Source organism: Paraburkholderia sp. NPDC080076 (assembly GCF_050281145.1).
In the GTDB taxonomy this organism is placed as follows: domain Bacteria; phylum Pseudomonadota; class Gammaproteobacteria; order Burkholderiales; family Burkholderiaceae; genus Paraburkholderia.
Map to the genome: position 1 here is coordinate 727,775 of NZ_JBNNWQ010000004.1, position 14,584 is coordinate 742,358.

Genomic DNA, 14,584 nt, shown 5'->3' on the forward strand with positions numbered 1-14,584 from the left:
CAAACGACGCATCCCAATCGCTCACCGGCGCGGCTTCGTGAAAATCTGTTTTCAGCAAGCCGCGGCGCTTTGCTCCGGAATGCGCGCAAGCCGCGCCGCCGGCGACATGACGATGATCAGCGCCTGCACGAGGAAGGCGGCCGCAGCAGCGACCAGACACGCGTCCATGCCCCAGCGCGCGCTGATTGCGGCACCGAGCAATGCACCGAGCGGCCGCGCACCGTAGGTGGCGGTGCTGTTGAGCGCGGAGACGCGCCCCATCATCCGTTCGGGCGTGATGGCCTGGCGCAGCGTGGTCGAGCCGACCACCCACAAAATCGGTCCGGCGCCGAGCAGGAAGAAGCTCAGCATCGCCAGCCAGAACGACGGCGCAACGAGTGTCGCCACCATCACGAGCGACGCGAGCAGTCCGCACGACGGCCCGATGATCAGCACACGGCCGAATGCGAGACGTCGCGCGATGGCGGACGCGGCGAGCGCGCCGCACACCATGCCGACACCGTAGGCGCCGAGCGTCACGCCGACCGCCGACGCGCTCAGACCCAGCCGATGCACCGCGTACGGTACATATACCGCTTGCAGCACGAAGAAGCCGAGGTTGAAGAACACCGCGGTCGCGAGCATCGGACGCAGCAGCGCGTCGCGCAGCACGAAACGCGTACCGTCGCGCAGTTCCAGCATGAAGTGACGCTGCGGTGCGGCCGCGCGCGGCGGCTCGCGCAAGCCCGCCAGCAACGCGACGGCCAACCCCGACAGCGCGGCCGCGCAGCCATACGCCCAACCCGCGCCGATCCAGCCGACCAGCAGTCCGCCGAGCGCCGGCCCCGCGGAATACGCCACGCTGCGCGCAAGTTCCAGCCGGCCGTTCGCGCTGGCGTAGGCTTCGCGCGGCACGAGCGCGGGCACCAGAGAAGGCGCCGCGACGTTGTAGGCCACCGTGCCGGTCGCGGCGATGAAGCCGAGCGCGGCGAGCAGCGGCAAGCTCAACGCATGGGTCATCACGAGCAACAGCACGCATAGCATGGCGATCACGCGCACGCTTTCAGCGAGCGTCATCAACGTGCGGCGCGAGCGACGGTCGGCCCAGACGCCGAGCGGTATCGACAGCAACAGGAACGGCAGCGTCTGCGCGGTTTGCAGCAGACCCGTGTCGCGCGCGTCGGCGCCGAGTGCGAAGACCGCGACGAGCGGCGCCGCGGCGAGGCTGATCTGCTCGGCGGATTGCGCGACCAGGTTCGACCACGCGAGCCGCTGAAAGGCGGCCGGCAGTCGGTGTACGGATAACGCGGAGGACGGGACGTGCATCGATGAGCTCCTGCGACGGGACATGGAAGCGTTCATCGTGGTCCGACTCGCCCCGTGGGGCGCTCCGCTTCTTGCGGTGTTATTCTTCGCTCGCCATGAATCTCGAAAGCATTCTCTTCACTCAAGGTTTCGGCTCGCGCCGCCAATGCCGCGCGCTGATCGCCGACGCGCGCGTGAGCATCGGCGGCGCTGTCTGCACCGATGCCGACGCCGATTTCCCCACCGGCGACACCACCTTCTCCTTCTGCGTGGACGGCGTCGTCTGGCCGTATCGCGAGCAGGCCTATCTGCTGCTGAACAAGCCGGCGGGCTACGAGTGTTCGCGCGATCCGCAGCATCATCTGAGCGTGTTCAGCCTGTTGCCGCCGCAGTTCGCCGAGCGCGGCGTGCAATGCGTGGGCCGGCTCGATCAGGACACGACCGGCCTGCTGCTGCTCTCCGACGACGGCAAGTTCGTGCACCTGTTCACGTCGCCGAAACGCAAAGTGCCGAAGGTGTATGTCGCGACCACGCGTCATCCGATCGACGACGCGCAATTGAGCGCGCTGCGCGACGGCGTGCTGCTGCACGGCGAGCCCAAACCGATCGCGGCAGTCGACGCAGAGGCACGCGGCGATCACGCGCTCGCGCTCACCGTGATGGAAGGCAAGTATCACCAGGTCAAGCGGATGATCGCCGCAGCCGGCAACCGCTGCGAGGCGCTGCATCGCGAGCGGATCGGCGGACTTGCTTTGCCCGAAACGCTTGCGCCAGGCGCGTGGCAATGGCTCGATGAAACCGACCTCGGATCTCTACGGAGCGGGTAAACCGGTAGCGCCCCTTTAAGCTCTTGATGCAGCAGGAAATCGCATGCGCGGCTGCGCACATAGCGCGCGCGGCGCCTGCTCGCGCGCTGCGTCGCAGCATGATCTTCCTTACACCTCGCCCTATACTCGTTTAAACAATGACTACAAAGGGTTCAGGGAGGGGCGCCATGATCATCCAAAACGGTTTCCAGATTCCGGCGGTGATGATTGCTTTTCTGTGCCTTGGACTGGTCGTGATCGGCGGCTTGCTGGTCATGATGCGGCTGCGGCACAAATATCATCCGAACCTGATCGGCGCATTGATCGGCGCGATGCTGTGTTTCCTGCTGCTGGAAGCATTGCCCGCGCTGACGTAGGCCTCGCGACGCCGCGCCGCGCTGCTGCAGTGGAGCGCGGCGCGGGTCGGATTTTTTCCGGGCGGTGCCTGGAGAGATGGTTTTTTGCCGCGCTTTTTTGTGGGTTTTTGCGGTGTGTGGGAAGGTTGAAGCGACGCTCTTCAACCTTCCCTTTCAGACCTTCACACCTTCACGCCTTCACGCCTTCACGCCTTCACGCAGAAAATCTTCGACGCTCGGATACCGCAAGCGCACGCGCAATTCCTCTTTGAGACGCCGATTCACCAGCCGCCTCGATTCACGCATGAAAGACAGCAAGGTCGGCTCGATCTTCGACTCTGCTTCGGCTCGCGTAATGCGTGGCGCACGCGCGAGGCCGAACGCATCGGCGACCTCGTCGAAGTACTCGCCCATTTTCAGCGACGTGTCGTCGGACGCGTGGACCACGCGCCCCGGCCGCCCGTGCGTGGCGAGGCGCACGAGGATCGCCGCCAGATCGTCGGCGTGAATGTGGTTGGTGTAGACGTCGTCGGCATCGATCAAGGCCGGCGTACGTTTTTCGAGCCGCGCGAGCGGCAGGCGGTTGCCCGCATAGATGCCCGGAATCCGCGCGATGCTCGCCGCGACGCTGCCGCGCGCGGTCGCGCGCCGCAATTGCCGTTCGGCCGAGACACGGCGCTTGGCGCGCGGATTGGCTGCTTGCGTCACGCGGGTCTCGTCGATCCACGCGCCGCCGCAGTCGCCGTAGACGCCCGTCGTGCTCGCGTACACGAGTCGCACCGGTGCGCGCGAACCGGCGGTCCGGCGCACCCCGTCGGGTACAATATTGGCTGTTCCAGATTCCGCCCACGAGGCACGAAGTTGGCGCAACCGCCCCACCGGCGAAACGGCAGGCGCCACAGCGGCCCGCGCTGAATCGCGGCGCGCGCTTAGCGTAGCGAGCAAGGCGCGGGTACGGCGGTCGTCGTCGCCGGTTTTCTGCGGTGGCGCGAGATGCAGCACCGTCGGCGCGAGGCCCGCGAGTCTTTTCAGGCTGCGGCGCACATCCAGATCGCCGACCAGCGGCGTCACGCCCGCCGCGCGCAATTCGGCGCAGCGCCCGGCGTGACTGGTCAGCGCGAAGACATGCGCGCGTGGCCGCAGCAAGGGCACGCAGCGCATGCCGACATCGCCGCAACCTACGATTAACACGCGCGGCCGGCGGAAGTTTCGTGTCGCTTTCATAGTGGACGCATTGTAGCCGTCACGCGCGGCAGGCACCGCGCCGTTGACACGGCAGCTCCGATAACGATTACCGACTTTTTCGATTTCGAACACTTTATGGCATTTAACGTCACGCTCCGGCAAAGCGGCCGGCAGTTTCAGGTAGAACAGGACGAACCGGTGCTGAGCGCCGCCTTGCGCCAGGGTATTGGCCTGCCGTACGGCTGCAAGAACGGCGCTTGCGGTTCGTGCAAGGGCACTGTGGTCAGCGGGGAAATCGAGCAGCGTGCCCATTCGTCGTCGGCTTTGTCGAACGACGAAAAAACGCGCGGCATGGCGCTCTTCTGCTGCGCGACTGCCTGCACCGATCTCGAAGTGGATATCCGCGAAGTGGCGGGCGTCGGCGACGTGCAGGTCAAGAAACTGCCGTGCCGCGTGAACGCGATCGAGCGCAAGGCCAACGACGTCGTCGTGCTGAAGCTGCAATTGCCCGCCAACGAGCGGCTGCAATATCTCGCCGGCCAGTACCTCGAATTCATTCTGAAAGACGGCAAGCGCCGCAGCTATTCGATGGCGAACGCGCCGCATACGGAAGGCCCGATTGAATTGCACATCCGTCACATGCCCGGCGGCGCCTTCACGGATCACGTGTTCAACGCCATGAAGGAGCGCGACATTCTGCGCTTCGAAGCGCCGCTCGGCACGTTCTTCCTGCGTGAAGATTCGGACAAGCCGATCGTGCTGCTCGCCTCGGGTACGGGCTTCGCGCCGCTGAAGGCGATCGTCGAACACGCGGTGTTCAAGAACCTGAACCGGCCGATGACGCTCTACTGGGGCGCACGTCGCAAGAAGGATCTGTATTTGCTCGAACTGGCCGAGCAATGGGCGCGCGAGATTCCGAACTTCAAGTTCGTGCCGGTGCTGTCGGAGCCGGACGCGGGCGACGCATGGACCGGCCGCGTCGGCTTCGTGCATCGCGCGGTGATCGAGGACTTGCCGGATCTGTCGGCGTATCAGGTGTACGCGTGCGGCGCGCCGGTGATGGTCGAGTCGGCGCAGCGCGATTTCACGCAGCATCACGGTCTGCCGGAAGACGAGTTCTACGCGGATTCGTTCACGAGCGCAGCGGATCTCGCGAACGCGGTTTGATGGGAGAGGCGTCGGCGCAGATGCGTCGATGCTCGCCATGCGCATTTCTGGAAGCGCGGCTATGCAAATGGCCGCGCTTCGCGCATTGATGATTTGCACCGGCGCAAGTCTCGATTTTGAGCCGAAGTACGTGCGCCTGATTCTCGAGCGCGGCATGCTCGGACCGCAGCACTTTATGCAAGGCGGTGCGGCCATCGCTGCCGGCCGTTCCCAGATTCGAAGCCAGAAAATTCACCGCGTTCAGTGTGTCGAATAGCCGGTGACCATACACCGGTTCATGATGTGCGACGCGATTGCGTGTCTGGTAGATGCGCTCCAGTTGAACAGCGACCGCGGACCGGTCGATCCGCTTGTTCGGGAAAATTGGCTTCAACGCTGGTTTCCATAGCGTCTGTTCGTAATCGCGGGAAAAAAAGCGCTTCCAGAAGTACATCGTGAGTTGGGTAATCACCTGACCACTTCTAACAGCGATCGCTTTTTGCTGCGCATCGACCCGATACTCATGTTCCAGGCCCGGAGGCACACCGCGACGGAACGCGGCTTGATTCAAAATGGGCGCTCAGTCGAGCGCCCATTTGCATTTCCAGCGGCCGTTCTTCGTGACCTGCCCCGCCCGCCGGGCAGGCGGTTCAAACGACCGCCGTCACATTTTAGTCAGCCGGACATCTCATAATCGGCAAGCCGCATGAACTCGCGCGATGGACAAAAATATCCCTCCGACGCAAATTCATGGTTTACACCAGCGCTTTCCTTGTCGTATTCTTTCGCGCATGAACCGCATCCAATCCGAACTTCGACGTCGCCGCTCGCCGCTCCCCTAGGGACGCCGCTGGCTTCGTCACGGATTCGCGCCACACAAAGGCGCAAGCTGTTCGAATCATGAAAGCCACGGCATGCCGTGGCTTTTCTGTTTTTCGGCCCCTGGTTTCGTAGTTGGCCGATCTTCATCCACCCTTCACCCCGCTGTCTGGAGCCTGCCGTCATGAATTTCAATGAATATCCGATCGAGTCGCTGATGTACATCACGAACCGGCCCGAAATCGTTTTCACGCACGGCAAAGGCTCGTGGCTCTACGACAATAACGGCAAGCGATATCTGGACTTCATCCAGGGCTGGGCGGTCAACAGTCTCGGCCATTGCAACGACGGCATGATCGAAGCGCTGAACAAGCAGGCCAAGCTGCTGCTCAATCCGTCCCCGGCCTTCTACAACGAGCCGATGGCGCAACTCGCCGGCCTGCTCACGCAACACAGCTGCTTCGACAAGGTGTTCTTCGCAAACAGCGGCGCCGAAGCCAACGAAGGCGCGATCAAGCTCGCGCGCAAGTGGGGCAAGAAGTTCAAGGACGGCGCGTTCGAGATCATCACGTTCGATCACAGCTTCCACGGCCGCACACTCGCCACCATGTCGGCGAGCGGCAAGCCGGGCTGGGACACGATCTACGCACCGCAAGTGCCGGGCTTCCCGAAGGCGGATCTGAACGACATTGCATCGGTGGAGAAGCTCATCACCGCGAAGACCGTTGCCGTGATGCTCGAACCGATTCAGGGCGAAGGCGGCGTGATTCCCGCCACGCGCGAGTTCATGCAGCAACTGCGCGAGCTGACCAAAAAGCACAACCTGCTGCTGATCGTCGACGAAGTGCAAAGCGGCTGCGGCCGCGCCGGCACGCTGTTCGCATACGAGTTGTCGGGCATCGAGCCGGACATCATGACGCTCGGCAAGGGCATCGGCGGCGGCGTGCCACTCGCGGCGCTGCTCGCGAAAGCGGACATCGCCGTGTTCGAAGCGGGCGATCAGGGCGGCACCTACAACGGCAATCCGCTGATGACCGCGGTCGGCTACTCGGTGATCACGCAACTCACGGCGCGGGGCTTCCTCGAAGGCGTGCGGGCGCGCGGCGAGTATCTGCGCTCGAAGCTGCTGGAGTTGTCGGAAGAACGCGGCTTCCTGGGCGAGCGCGGTGAAGGCCTGCTGCGCGCACTGCTGCTCGGCAAGGACATCGGCAACCAGATCGTCGAAAAGGCGCGCGACATGCAACCCGACGGCCTGCTGCTGAACGCGGCGCGTCCGAACCTGCTGCGCTTCATGCCGGCGCTGAACGTGACGAACGAAGAAATCGACCAGATGATGGCGATGCTGCGTTCGATTCTCGACACGCTGTAACCGAACGGGACCGCGCGTATGACATCGAGCGCATCGTTATCGATCCGCCGCTTCGAAGCGAGCGACACCGATGCCGTGGTCGCACTGTGGCAGGAGGCCTTCCCGGAGTATCGGGACGTCACGAGGCCGCAGCGCAATCCGCATCTGTCGATCGCCAACAAGCTGGCGACGCAACCGGAACTGTTCTTTGTCGCGGTGCTCGGCGAGCGAATCGTCGGCACGGTGATGGGCGGCTACGACGGCCACCGCGGCTGGCTGTATTCGCTCGCGGTGGATGAGTCGCTGCGTCGTCATGGGATCGGCACGCGCCTCGTCGCGCATGTCGAAAACGCGCTGACGGAGCGTGGCTGCCCGAAGCTGAATCTGCAGGTGTTGTCCGCGAAGGCCGATGTGCGCGCGTTTTACGAGGCGCTCGGTTATCGCGCCGATGCGGTGGTCAGTCTCGGCAAGCGTCTGGGTGAATTCGCGGACGCGGTGCCTGCCGTATAAAGTATAAAGCTCCGCAGAATAGAGAAAGGCCGCATGCGTAGTTCACGCATGCGGCCTTTTTTCATAGGCAGAGCAAACTAACGGGGCTTATTCACCCAGATAAGCCGCCCGCACCTTCGGATCATCCAGCATCTGCTTCGCGTCACCCGACATCGTGACCAGTCCCGAGTCCATCACGTAGCCGCGATTCGCCGCCTGCAACGCCAGACGGGCGTTCTGCTCGACCAGCAGCACCGTCATGCCTTCCGCCGAGATCGCCCGCACCACTTCGAAGATCTTCTCGACCATGATCGGCGACAAACCCATCGACGGCTCATCCAGCAGCAACAGCTTGGGACGCGAGATGATCGCGCGCGCCATCGCCAGCATCTGCTGCTCGCCGCCCGAAAGCGTGCCCGCGTATTGCGCCGCGCGTTCCTTCAGACGCGGGAAGAAGCCGAACATGCGATCGACGTCCGCCTTGATGCCGTCCGTGTCCGTACGCAGATAAGCACCCATCTGCATGTTCTCGACGATCGACATGCGCGCGAAAATACCGCGGCCTTCCGGCACCATCGCGAGACCCCGCTTGAGCAGCAGATGCGGCGGCACGCCCTTGATCGACTCGCCCATGTACTCGATGTCACCGATCGTGTACGGCTTCAGACCCGTGATCGCCTTCATCGTCGTGGTCTTGCCCGCGCCGTTCGCGCCGATCAGCGTGACCAGCTCGCCCTGCGCGACCTCGAGGTCGATCCCCTTGACTGCCTGGATGCCGCCGTAATTGACCTGCAGGCCCTTGATTTTCAACATTGCCGTTGCCATTAGTGGACCCCCGCACCCAGATAAGCTTCGATCACCTTCGGATCCTTCTGCACGTCGTGCGGCAGACCCTGCGCGATCACCTTGCCGTAGTCGAGCACCGTCATCTGGTTGCACAGACCCATCACGAGTTTCACGTCGTGTTCGATCAGCAGGATCGTCTTGCCGTCCGCGCGGATCTTGTCGAGCAGCTTGGTCAGCTCGACCTTCTCCGTCGCGTTCATGCCGGCGGCCGGTTCGTCCAGCGCGAGCAGCTTCGGATCGGTCGCCAGTGCGCGGGCAATTTCCAGCCGGCGCTGGTGGCCGTACGACAGGTTGCGCGACGTGTAGTCCGCGTACTGCGCAATGCCGACGTACTCCAGCAGTTCGATCGCGCGTTCCTTGATCTCGCGCTCTTCCTTGCGCTCGGCCGGCGTCTGGAACACCGCGCCGATCAGGCCGTGCTTGGTGCGCACGTGACGTCCAACCATCACGTTTTCCAGCGCGGTCATGCCGCCGAACAGACGGATGTTCTGGAACGTGCGCGCGATGCCGGCCTTCGCCACCTGATACACCGCGGTCGGCGTATAGTTCACGCCGTCGAGCTTGAAGTCGCCCGAATCCGGCGTGTACAACCCCGTGATCACGTTGAAGAACGTCGTCTTGCCGGCGCCGTTCGGGCCGATCAGACCGTAGATCGTGCCTTCCTTGATCTCCAGTCCGACGTCGGACAATGCCTGCAAACCGCCGAAGCGCTTGTTGACGCCTTTCACGGACAGTCGAATGTTGTCGCTCATGTTTTTCTCTCCGGTCCGTTAAGCCCGTATCGGCTTCTTGCCGCTACGCTTCGACAGTTTCGCGATCTTGTCTTCGTGCTTGGGCGACGGCCACAAGCCTTCTGAGCGATACAGCATGATCAGCACCATCGCGAGTGCGTAGACCAGCTGACGGATCACTTCCGTATCGACGATTTCATGGCCGAAGATCATGTTCTGCAGCGGACCCATCGTCGAGCGCAGGAATTCCGGCAGCACCGCGAGCAGCACCGCGCCGAGAATCACGCCCGGAATGTGGCCCATGCCGCCCAGCACCACGCACGCCAGCACCACGATCGACTCCGGCAGCGTGAACGATTCCGGCGACACGAAGCCCTGGAACGAGCCGAACATCGCGCCCGACAGGCCGCCGAACGACGCACCCATCGCGAACGCCAGCAGCTTCACGTTACGGGTGTTGATGCCCATCGCCTTGGCGGCGATTTCGTCTTCCCGGATCGCGGCCCAGGCACGGCCGATACGCGAGTGCTGCAAACGCGTACACACCCAGATCACCAGCAGCGCGGCCAGCACGAACAGGTAGTAGTACGAGTACACCGACGGGAACTGGAAGCCGAACAGCGAGTGCGTTTGCGCGAGGCTGAAATCGCCCACGTGCACTGGGTCGATCCCCGTGATCCCCTTCGGGCCGTTGGTGATATTCACCGGGCGGTCTAGGTTGTTCAGGAAGATCCGCACGATTTCCCCGAAGCCCAACGTCACGATGGCGAGGTAGTCGCCGCGCAGACGCAGCGTCGGCGCACCGAGAATCACGCCGAAGAACGCGGCGACAGCCATCGCGCAGGGCACGATGATGAGAAACGGCACGTGCAGGCCATTCGGCGCGAGATGCGCGATCCACTCGAATTGCGACACCAGGTGCGGCGAGCTCAGCAGCGCGGCCGTGTAGGCGCCGACCGCGTAGAACGCGATGTAGCCCAAATCCAGCAGGCCGGCGAAGCCAACCACCACATTGAGGCCGAGCGCGAGCATCACGTACAGCATCGCGAAGTCGAGCACGCGGACCCAGTAGTTGCCGCCGGCCGAGCCGATGATCATCGGCGCCGCGATCACGAAGATCGCGGTGATGATGCCGACGGTCAGCGTCTTCGTCAGGTTCTTTTCAGGGATGAGCGTCGTGGACGGCTCGATCGGTTGAATTGAGGTCATGTCTGTTTTCTCCCGGGATCAGGCGCGATCCGCAACACGTTCGCCAAGCAGGCCCGACGGACGGAACACCAGCACGATGATCAGCACGATGAAGGCGAACACGTCCTGATAGTTACTACCGAACACACCGCCGGTGAGGTTGCCGATATAGCCGGCGCCCAACTGTTCGATCAGGCCGAGAATCACGCCACCCACCATCGCGCCGCCGAGATTGCCGATACCGCCCAGCACCGCCGCGGTAAAGGCCTTCAGGCCGGGGATGAAGCCCATATAGAAGTGTGCGTTGCCGTATTCCGACGCGATCATCACGCCGGCCAGAGCGGCGAGCGCCGAGCCGATCATGAAGGTGGCCGAGATCACGAAGTTCGGGTTCACGCCCATCAGCGAGGCATTGCCCGGGTTCTCGGCGATCGCCCGCATGGCGCGACCGAGCTTGGTCTTGTGCACCAGCAGCAGCAGGCCGCCCATCACGAGGAACGCCACCACGATGATCACGATTTCAGTCATCGAGATCACGGCGCCAGGCGTCGTGTCGGTGGCCTTGATCACGTTGAGCGGGTCGGTGGGCAACAGCTGCGGGAACGGCAGCGGGTTGCGCGACCAGATCATCATGGCCAGCGTCTGCAGCAGGATCGACACGCCGATCGCGGTGATCAGCGGTGCGAGACGCGGCGCTTTACGCAACGGCCGGTAGGCCACGCGCTCGATCGTGTAGCCGACTGCCGCGCACACAATGGCCGCGATGATCAGCGCGATGATGAGCGTCGGCACATTGCCGAGGCCAGGGAAGTGGTTCTGAAGCACGCCTATGGCTGAGAGCGCAACCATCGCGCCCACCATCAACACATCGCCGTGAGCGAAGTTGATGATGCCCAAGATGCCGTAAACCATCGTATAGCCCAGTGCGATGATGGCGTAAACGCTGCCAAGCACCAGCCCGTTGAGGACCTGCTGGATGAAAATATCCATTTAATGCTCCTTAGCCCGTGCGACTGGATTCGCGTTCTTCATCAGCCGGTGGGCGGTGATGCGGTACGCCAATCTCAACGGCACTGCGGGTACTGATGTAAAAGACCGGTAAGGGTTATCCGCTGCCGGTTCGCCTTGGCGACTGGATGACAGTCGCGGGCTTGCCTTGGACGGATGCAAAAACGGCACCGTTGGGTGGTTTCGGTGCCGTCAGGCTGAACGTCCCGTCATCACATCTTCACGACGTCGAGAACTGCTTTTTTGCCGTCCTTGAAGTCGTAAAGCGTAATGGCGCCCTCTTTCAAATCACCCTTGTCGTCGAACGCGATGTGACCGATTACCCCGTTGTAATCAGTCGACGGCATCGCAGCCAGCACCTTGGGCGCCTCGATCGAATTAGCGCGCTTCATTGCATCGACAATCACGTACACAGCGTCATACGTGAACGGTGCGTAAATCTGCACCGGTGTGTGGAAGCGGTCCACGTACTTCTTCTCGAAGTCCGCTCCCTTGTCCATTTTCGAAAGCGCAAGTCCTGCCTCCGAACAGACCAGGTTTTGCACGGCGGTTCCCGCCAGCTCACCCACCTTGTCGGTACACACACCGTCGCCGCCAAGGATTTTTGCCCTGATACCGAGCGCCGCCGCCTGTTTGGTGAACGGCCCGCCCGTCGCGTCCATGCCGCCGAACATGATCACGTCCGGCTGAACACGCTTGATCTTTTTAAGGACGGCCTGAAACTCCGTAGCCCTGTCATTCGTGGATTCACGCGAGACGATCTTTGCCCCGCTCGCCTGGGCTGCTTTCGCAAACTCGTCGGCCAATCCCTTGCCGTAGACGCTCGAGTCGTCGACGATCGCGATGCGTTTCGCGTTAAGCACCTTCGTTGCGTAGTTGGCAAGCGCCGGCCCTTGCTGGGCATCGGTCGCGACCACACGATAAGTCGTCTTGAAACCTTGTTGCGTATAACCCGGGTTCGTCGACGACGGCGAGATTTGCACGATACCGGCATCGCTATAGATCTTCGACGCAGGAATCGAGACGCCCGAATTCAAGTGGCCGACCACGGCGACGACGTGATCGTCGACGAATTTTTCAGCGACCGCCGTTCCCGTTTTCGGGTCCGCGGCGTCGTCTTGTGCGTCGAGCTCCAACTGAATCTTGTGGCCGTCGATGGTCAAACCCTGTGTGTTGATTTCATCAACCGCCAAACGCGCGCCGTTTTCATTGTCTTTACCGAGGTGAGCAATGGGGCCCGTCAATGGGGCCGCATGACCGATCTTGACGATAGTCGCTTCGCTCGCCGGTGCCGCCGCGACCGTTGCCGCCGACGCCCCCGCTCCCGCCTCGCCATCCTGTTTCTTGCCGCACGCGGTCAACATCGCAACCGCGGCCGCGATGGACACGGCGTAAGCAAATTTGACTCGCATTAAGTAGGTCTCCTGCGCCTTCCAAAAACTATTGTTCGGGGCCCTAAGGCCTTGAGAACGCGCGCATTGTAACTCCAATTTTGCGACGGGCAATATTGTTGAACCGGCAGGGTTTTCCTGCATTGCAACCTTATTTTGAGAGCGAAATCCGCTAATAGGCGCAACCCGGTTGCGATTATTTTCCGTGCATCAGTTGCACCAGCGCTGCACCCAATCGCATCAAGTGTTGCGGCGAATTCCCTTGACGCCCGATTGCACCGCGCTTCGCGTTAAGTATTACGTTTCCAGCAATATCGAGACGCACGCACTATCTTAGTGCGTCAAAAAACCGCGCAGCCCGTTTAGGTCTTATAAAACGGGGACGCATCACTTATAAATCTATAAAAAACCGGATCACATTTCAAAGAAATTTGTGCGAGAGGACACCAAATTCAGCACTTTTTTATGATCTGGCACTTTATTTAGTGCGAGCTTGCGGAAGTTTGAAGATAAAAAAAGCGCGCCCTCGGGCGCGCTTTTCTTCTAGCAGTCGGCGATTGATCGTCAGGCCGGCAAACCCAGCCCGCGCGGCAACGGAAACGCTATGTTTTCCTCGATGCCGTCCAGCGCGCGCACGTTGCGCACGCCAAGCTCACGCAGCCGGGCGATCACCGCCTGCGCCAGCACCTCCGGCGCCGAGGCGCCGGCCGTCACGCCGATGCGGCGTTTGCCCTCGACCCAGACCGGATCGATCTGGTCGGGCGAGTCCACCATATAGGCCGGCACACCGAGCTTTTCCGCCAACTCGCGAAGCCGGTTGGAGTTTGAACTATTCGGGCTGCCGACCACGATCACGACGTCGCACTGCGGCGCCATGAACTTCACCGCGTCCTGGCGGTTTTGCGTCGCGTAGCAGATGTCCTGCTTCTTCGGCTCGCGGATGGACGGGTATTTGGCCTTCAGGGCGCCGATGATCTCGGCGGCGTCGTCGACCGACAGCGTGGTTTGCGTGACGAAGGCGATCCGCTCCGGGTCGGCCAGTTGCAAGGCCTGCACGTCTTCGATGTCTTCCACCAGATGCATGCCCTCACCCGCCTGGCCCATCGTGCCTTCGACTTCAGGATGGCCTTTGTGGCCGATCATGACGATGTCGAAGCCGTCCTGGCGCATCTTCGCGACTTCGATATGCACCTTGGTGACGAGCGGACAGGTGGCGTCGTACACGCGCAGCCCGCGCGACTCGGCTTCCGAACGCACAGCCTTGGACACACCGTGCGCGCTGAAAATCACCGTATTGCCGGGCGGCACTTCTTCCAGCCGCTCGATGAAGATCGCGCCCTTCTTGCGCAGATCCTCGACAACGTAGGCGTTATGGACGATTTCGTGACGCACGTAGATCGGCGAGCCGTGCAGCTTGATAGCCCGCTCGACGATCTCGATCGCCCGGTCGACGCCGGCGCAGAACCCGCGCGGCTGCGCCAGCAGGATCTCGGTTTCAGCAAGAGTCGTATCCGTGATGCTCATGTTTACAGAATCCCGATGATTTTGACTTCAAACGCCAGCGCCTGGCCGGCAAGCGGGTGGTTGAAATCGAACAGGGCCGACGTTTCGCCGACTTCTTTCAGGACGCCGGCGTAGCGGCCGCCACCTGGCGCGTTGAATTCGACCAGGTCGCCCGGCGAAAAATCCTCGCCGATCATGCTGTTTTCCCACAGCGTGGCCAGCGACACGCGCTGGATCAATTCCGGATTGCGGGGACCGAACGCCTGCCCTGGCGCTAGCTGAAAGGTCGAATGGTGGCCCACCTTCAAACCTAGCAGAATATCTTCGAGTGGCGGCGCCAATTGGCCGGCGCCGAGCAGCAGCGTGGCGGGTTTGTCGTTAAACGTATTGATGACTTCGGCGCCATCGGCAAGGGAAAGCCGGTAGTGCAGCGTCACGTGTGAACCGGGTTTCACTTCGGAAATGTCGATGATGCTCATGCAAT

The 14,584-nt window shown here is 62.2% G+C and carries 16 protein-coding genes; 5 read left to right on the forward strand and 11 right to left on the reverse strand.

What is annotated here, in order from left to right; all coding sequences use genetic code 11:
- Nucleotides 1-51 precede the first annotated feature (51 nt).
- The gene (locus ACQKRQ_RS20375; protein ID WP_427479003.1) at nucleotides 52-1,305 is read right to left on the reverse strand and encodes an MFS transporter; all 1,254 of its coding nucleotides are present in this window, start codon (nucleotides 1,303-1,305) and stop codon (nucleotides 52-54) included.
- Between the two features lie 95 nt (nucleotides 1,306-1,400).
- On the opposite strand from ACQKRQ_RS20375, the gene ACQKRQ_RS20380 reads away from it, so the two are divergent.
- Nucleotides 1,401-2,111, forward strand: a complete 711-nt coding sequence (locus ACQKRQ_RS20380; RefSeq protein ID WP_427479005.1) for a pseudouridine synthase — start codon at nucleotides 1,401-1,403, stop codon at nucleotides 2,109-2,111.
- 167 nt (nucleotides 2,112-2,278) lie between these two features.
- The gene (locus tag ACQKRQ_RS20385) at nucleotides 2,279-2,467 is read left to right on the forward strand and encodes a hypothetical protein (protein ID WP_132373404.1); all 189 of its coding nucleotides are present in this window, start codon (nucleotides 2,279-2,281) and stop codon (nucleotides 2,465-2,467) included.
- A 177-nt stretch (nucleotides 2,468-2,644) separates the two neighbouring features.
- Here ACQKRQ_RS20385 and ACQKRQ_RS20390 read toward each other — a convergent pair whose 3' ends face one another.
- Nucleotides 2,645-3,670 carry an SDR family NAD(P)-dependent oxidoreductase gene (locus ACQKRQ_RS20390; protein ID WP_427479008.1) on the reverse strand — a complete coding sequence of 342 codons (1,026 nt, stop codon included), beginning with the start codon at nucleotides 3,668-3,670 and terminating at the stop codon, nucleotides 2,645-2,647.
- Between the two features lie 96 nt (nucleotides 3,671-3,766).
- On the opposite strand from ACQKRQ_RS20390, the gene ACQKRQ_RS20395 reads away from it, so the two are divergent.
- Nucleotides 3,767-4,798 carry a CDP-6-deoxy-delta-3,4-glucoseen reductase gene (locus tag ACQKRQ_RS20395; protein WP_427479010.1) on the forward strand — a complete coding sequence of 344 codons (1,032 nt, stop codon included), beginning with the start codon at nucleotides 3,767-3,769 and terminating at the stop codon, nucleotides 4,796-4,798.
- Here ACQKRQ_RS20395 and ACQKRQ_RS20400 read toward each other — a convergent pair.
- Together ACQKRQ_RS20400 and ACQKRQ_RS20405 are read right to left on the reverse strand one after the other, a co-directional pair.
- Nucleotides 4,764-5,249: a hypothetical protein gene (locus ACQKRQ_RS20400; protein WP_427479012.1), complete on the reverse strand. Its 486-nt coding sequence runs from the start codon at nucleotides 5,247-5,249 to the stop codon at nucleotides 4,764-4,766. The two genes, ACQKRQ_RS20395 and ACQKRQ_RS20400, sit on opposite strands and share 35 nt — an antisense overlap.
- 203 nt (nucleotides 5,250-5,452) lie before the next feature.
- Entirely contained in the window at nucleotides 5,453-5,746 is a 294-nt protein-coding gene (locus ACQKRQ_RS20405; RefSeq protein ID WP_427479014.1) for a hypothetical protein, read from the reverse strand.
- A gap of 34 nt (nucleotides 5,747-5,780) precedes the next feature.
- Between ACQKRQ_RS20405 and ACQKRQ_RS20410 the strand changes: the two genes are divergently transcribed.
- Nucleotides 5,781-6,965, forward strand: a complete 1,185-nt coding sequence (locus ACQKRQ_RS20410; RefSeq protein ID WP_427479015.1) for an acetylornithine transaminase — start codon at nucleotides 5,781-5,783, stop codon at nucleotides 6,963-6,965.
- Nucleotides 6,966-6,983: 18 nt separating this feature from the next.
- Nucleotides 6,984-7,454, forward strand: coding sequence for a GNAT family acetyltransferase (locus ACQKRQ_RS20415; protein WP_132373398.1), 471 nt, complete (start codon nucleotides 6,984-6,986; stop codon nucleotides 7,452-7,454).
- 87 nt (nucleotides 7,455-7,541) lie between these two features.
- Here the strand turns inward: ACQKRQ_RS20415 and ACQKRQ_RS20420 are convergent, their stop codons facing one another.
- The 7 genes from ACQKRQ_RS20420 to ACQKRQ_RS20450 form a co-directional block, all read right to left on the reverse strand.
- Complete coding sequence (locus ACQKRQ_RS20420) at nucleotides 7,542-8,258, reverse strand: ABC transporter ATP-binding protein (protein ID WP_116139411.1); 717 nt, start codon at nucleotides 8,256-8,258, stop codon at nucleotides 7,542-7,544.
- On the reverse strand, nucleotides 8,258-9,031 hold the full coding sequence (locus ACQKRQ_RS20425; protein ID WP_132373397.1) for an ABC transporter ATP-binding protein: 774 nt from the start codon (nucleotides 9,029-9,031) through the stop codon (nucleotides 8,258-8,260). Before ACQKRQ_RS20425 ends, ACQKRQ_RS20420 begins: the two co-directional genes overlap by 1 nt.
- Before the next feature lie 18 nt (nucleotides 9,032-9,049).
- Nucleotides 9,050-10,219, reverse strand: coding sequence for a branched-chain amino acid ABC transporter permease (locus ACQKRQ_RS20430; protein ID WP_132373396.1), 1,170 nt, complete (start codon nucleotides 10,217-10,219; stop codon nucleotides 9,050-9,052).
- A gap of 18 nt (nucleotides 10,220-10,237) precedes the next feature.
- Complete coding sequence (locus ACQKRQ_RS20435) at nucleotides 10,238-11,188, reverse strand: branched-chain amino acid ABC transporter permease (protein ID WP_012434109.1); 951 nt, start codon at nucleotides 11,186-11,188, stop codon at nucleotides 10,238-10,240.
- A 230-nt stretch (nucleotides 11,189-11,418) separates the two neighbouring features.
- Complete coding sequence (locus tag ACQKRQ_RS20440; RefSeq protein WP_132373395.1) at nucleotides 11,419-12,618, reverse strand: branched-chain amino acid ABC transporter substrate-binding protein; 1,200 nt, start codon at nucleotides 12,616-12,618, stop codon at nucleotides 11,419-11,421.
- Between the two features lie 543 nt (nucleotides 12,619-13,161).
- Nucleotides 13,162-14,121 carry a 4-hydroxy-3-methylbut-2-enyl diphosphate reductase gene (ispH, locus tag ACQKRQ_RS20445; RefSeq protein WP_132373394.1) on the reverse strand — a complete coding sequence of 320 codons (960 nt, stop codon included), beginning with the start codon at nucleotides 14,119-14,121 and terminating at the stop codon, nucleotides 13,162-13,164.
- Between the two features lie 2 nt (nucleotides 14,122-14,123).
- The gene (locus ACQKRQ_RS20450) at nucleotides 14,124-14,579 is read right to left on the reverse strand and encodes an FKBP-type peptidyl-prolyl cis-trans isomerase (RefSeq protein ID WP_427479019.1); all 456 of its coding nucleotides are present in this window, start codon (nucleotides 14,577-14,579) and stop codon (nucleotides 14,124-14,126) included.
- Nucleotides 14,580-14,584 lie beyond the last annotated feature (5 nt).

Bases quoted from the DNA above. Each gene is read 5' to 3' on its own strand.
- ACQKRQ_RS20425 (WP_132373397.1), bottom strand. From the start codon at position 9,031: ATGAGCGACAACATTCGACTGTCCGTGAAAGGCGTCAACAAGCGCTTC.
- ACQKRQ_RS20420 (WP_116139411.1), bottom strand. From the start codon at position 8,258: ATGGCAACGGCAATGTTGAAAATCAAGGGCCTGCAGGTCAATTACGGC.
- ACQKRQ_RS20395 (WP_427479010.1), top strand. From the start codon at position 3,767: ATGGCATTTAACGTCACGCTCCGGCAAAGCGGCCGGCAGTTTCAGGTA.
- ACQKRQ_RS20435 (WP_012434109.1), bottom strand. From the start codon at position 11,188: ATGGATATTTTCATCCAGCAGGTCCTCAACGGGCTGGTGCTTGGCAGC.
- ACQKRQ_RS20385 (WP_132373404.1), top strand. From the start codon at position 2,279: ATGATCATCCAAAACGGTTTCCAGATTCCGGCGGTGATGATTGCTTTT.
- ACQKRQ_RS20415 (WP_132373398.1), top strand. From the start codon at position 6,984: ATGACATCGAGCGCATCGTTATCGATCCGCCGCTTCGAAGCGAGCGAC.
- ACQKRQ_RS20375 (WP_427479003.1), bottom strand. From the start codon at position 1,305: ATGCACGTCCCGTCCTCCGCGTTATCCGTACACCGACTGCCGGCCGCC.
- ACQKRQ_RS20410 (WP_427479015.1), top strand. From the start codon at position 5,781: ATGAATTTCAATGAATATCCGATCGAGTCGCTGATGTACATCACGAAC.
- ACQKRQ_RS20405 (WP_427479014.1), bottom strand. From the start codon at position 5,746: ATGAAGATCGGCCAACTACGAAACCAGGGGCCGAAAAACAGAAAAGCC.
- ACQKRQ_RS20380 (WP_427479005.1), top strand. From the start codon at position 1,401: ATGAATCTCGAAAGCATTCTCTTCACTCAAGGTTTCGGCTCGCGCCGC.
- ACQKRQ_RS20450 (WP_427479019.1), bottom strand. From the start codon at position 14,579: ATGAGCATCATCGACATTTCCGAAGTGAAACCCGGTTCACACGTGACG.
- ACQKRQ_RS20390 (WP_427479008.1), bottom strand. From the start codon at position 3,670: ATGAAAGCGACACGAAACTTCCGCCGGCCGCGCGTGTTAATCGTAGGT.
- ispH (WP_132373394.1), bottom strand. From the start codon at position 14,121: ATGAGCATCACGGATACGACTCTTGCTGAAACCGAGATCCTGCTGGCG.
- ACQKRQ_RS20440 (WP_132373395.1), bottom strand. From the start codon at position 12,618: ATGCGAGTCAAATTTGCTTACGCCGTGTCCATCGCGGCCGCGGTTGCG.
- ACQKRQ_RS20430 (WP_132373396.1), bottom strand. From the start codon at position 10,219: ATGACCTCAATTCAACCGATCGAGCCGTCCACGACGCTCATCCCTGAA.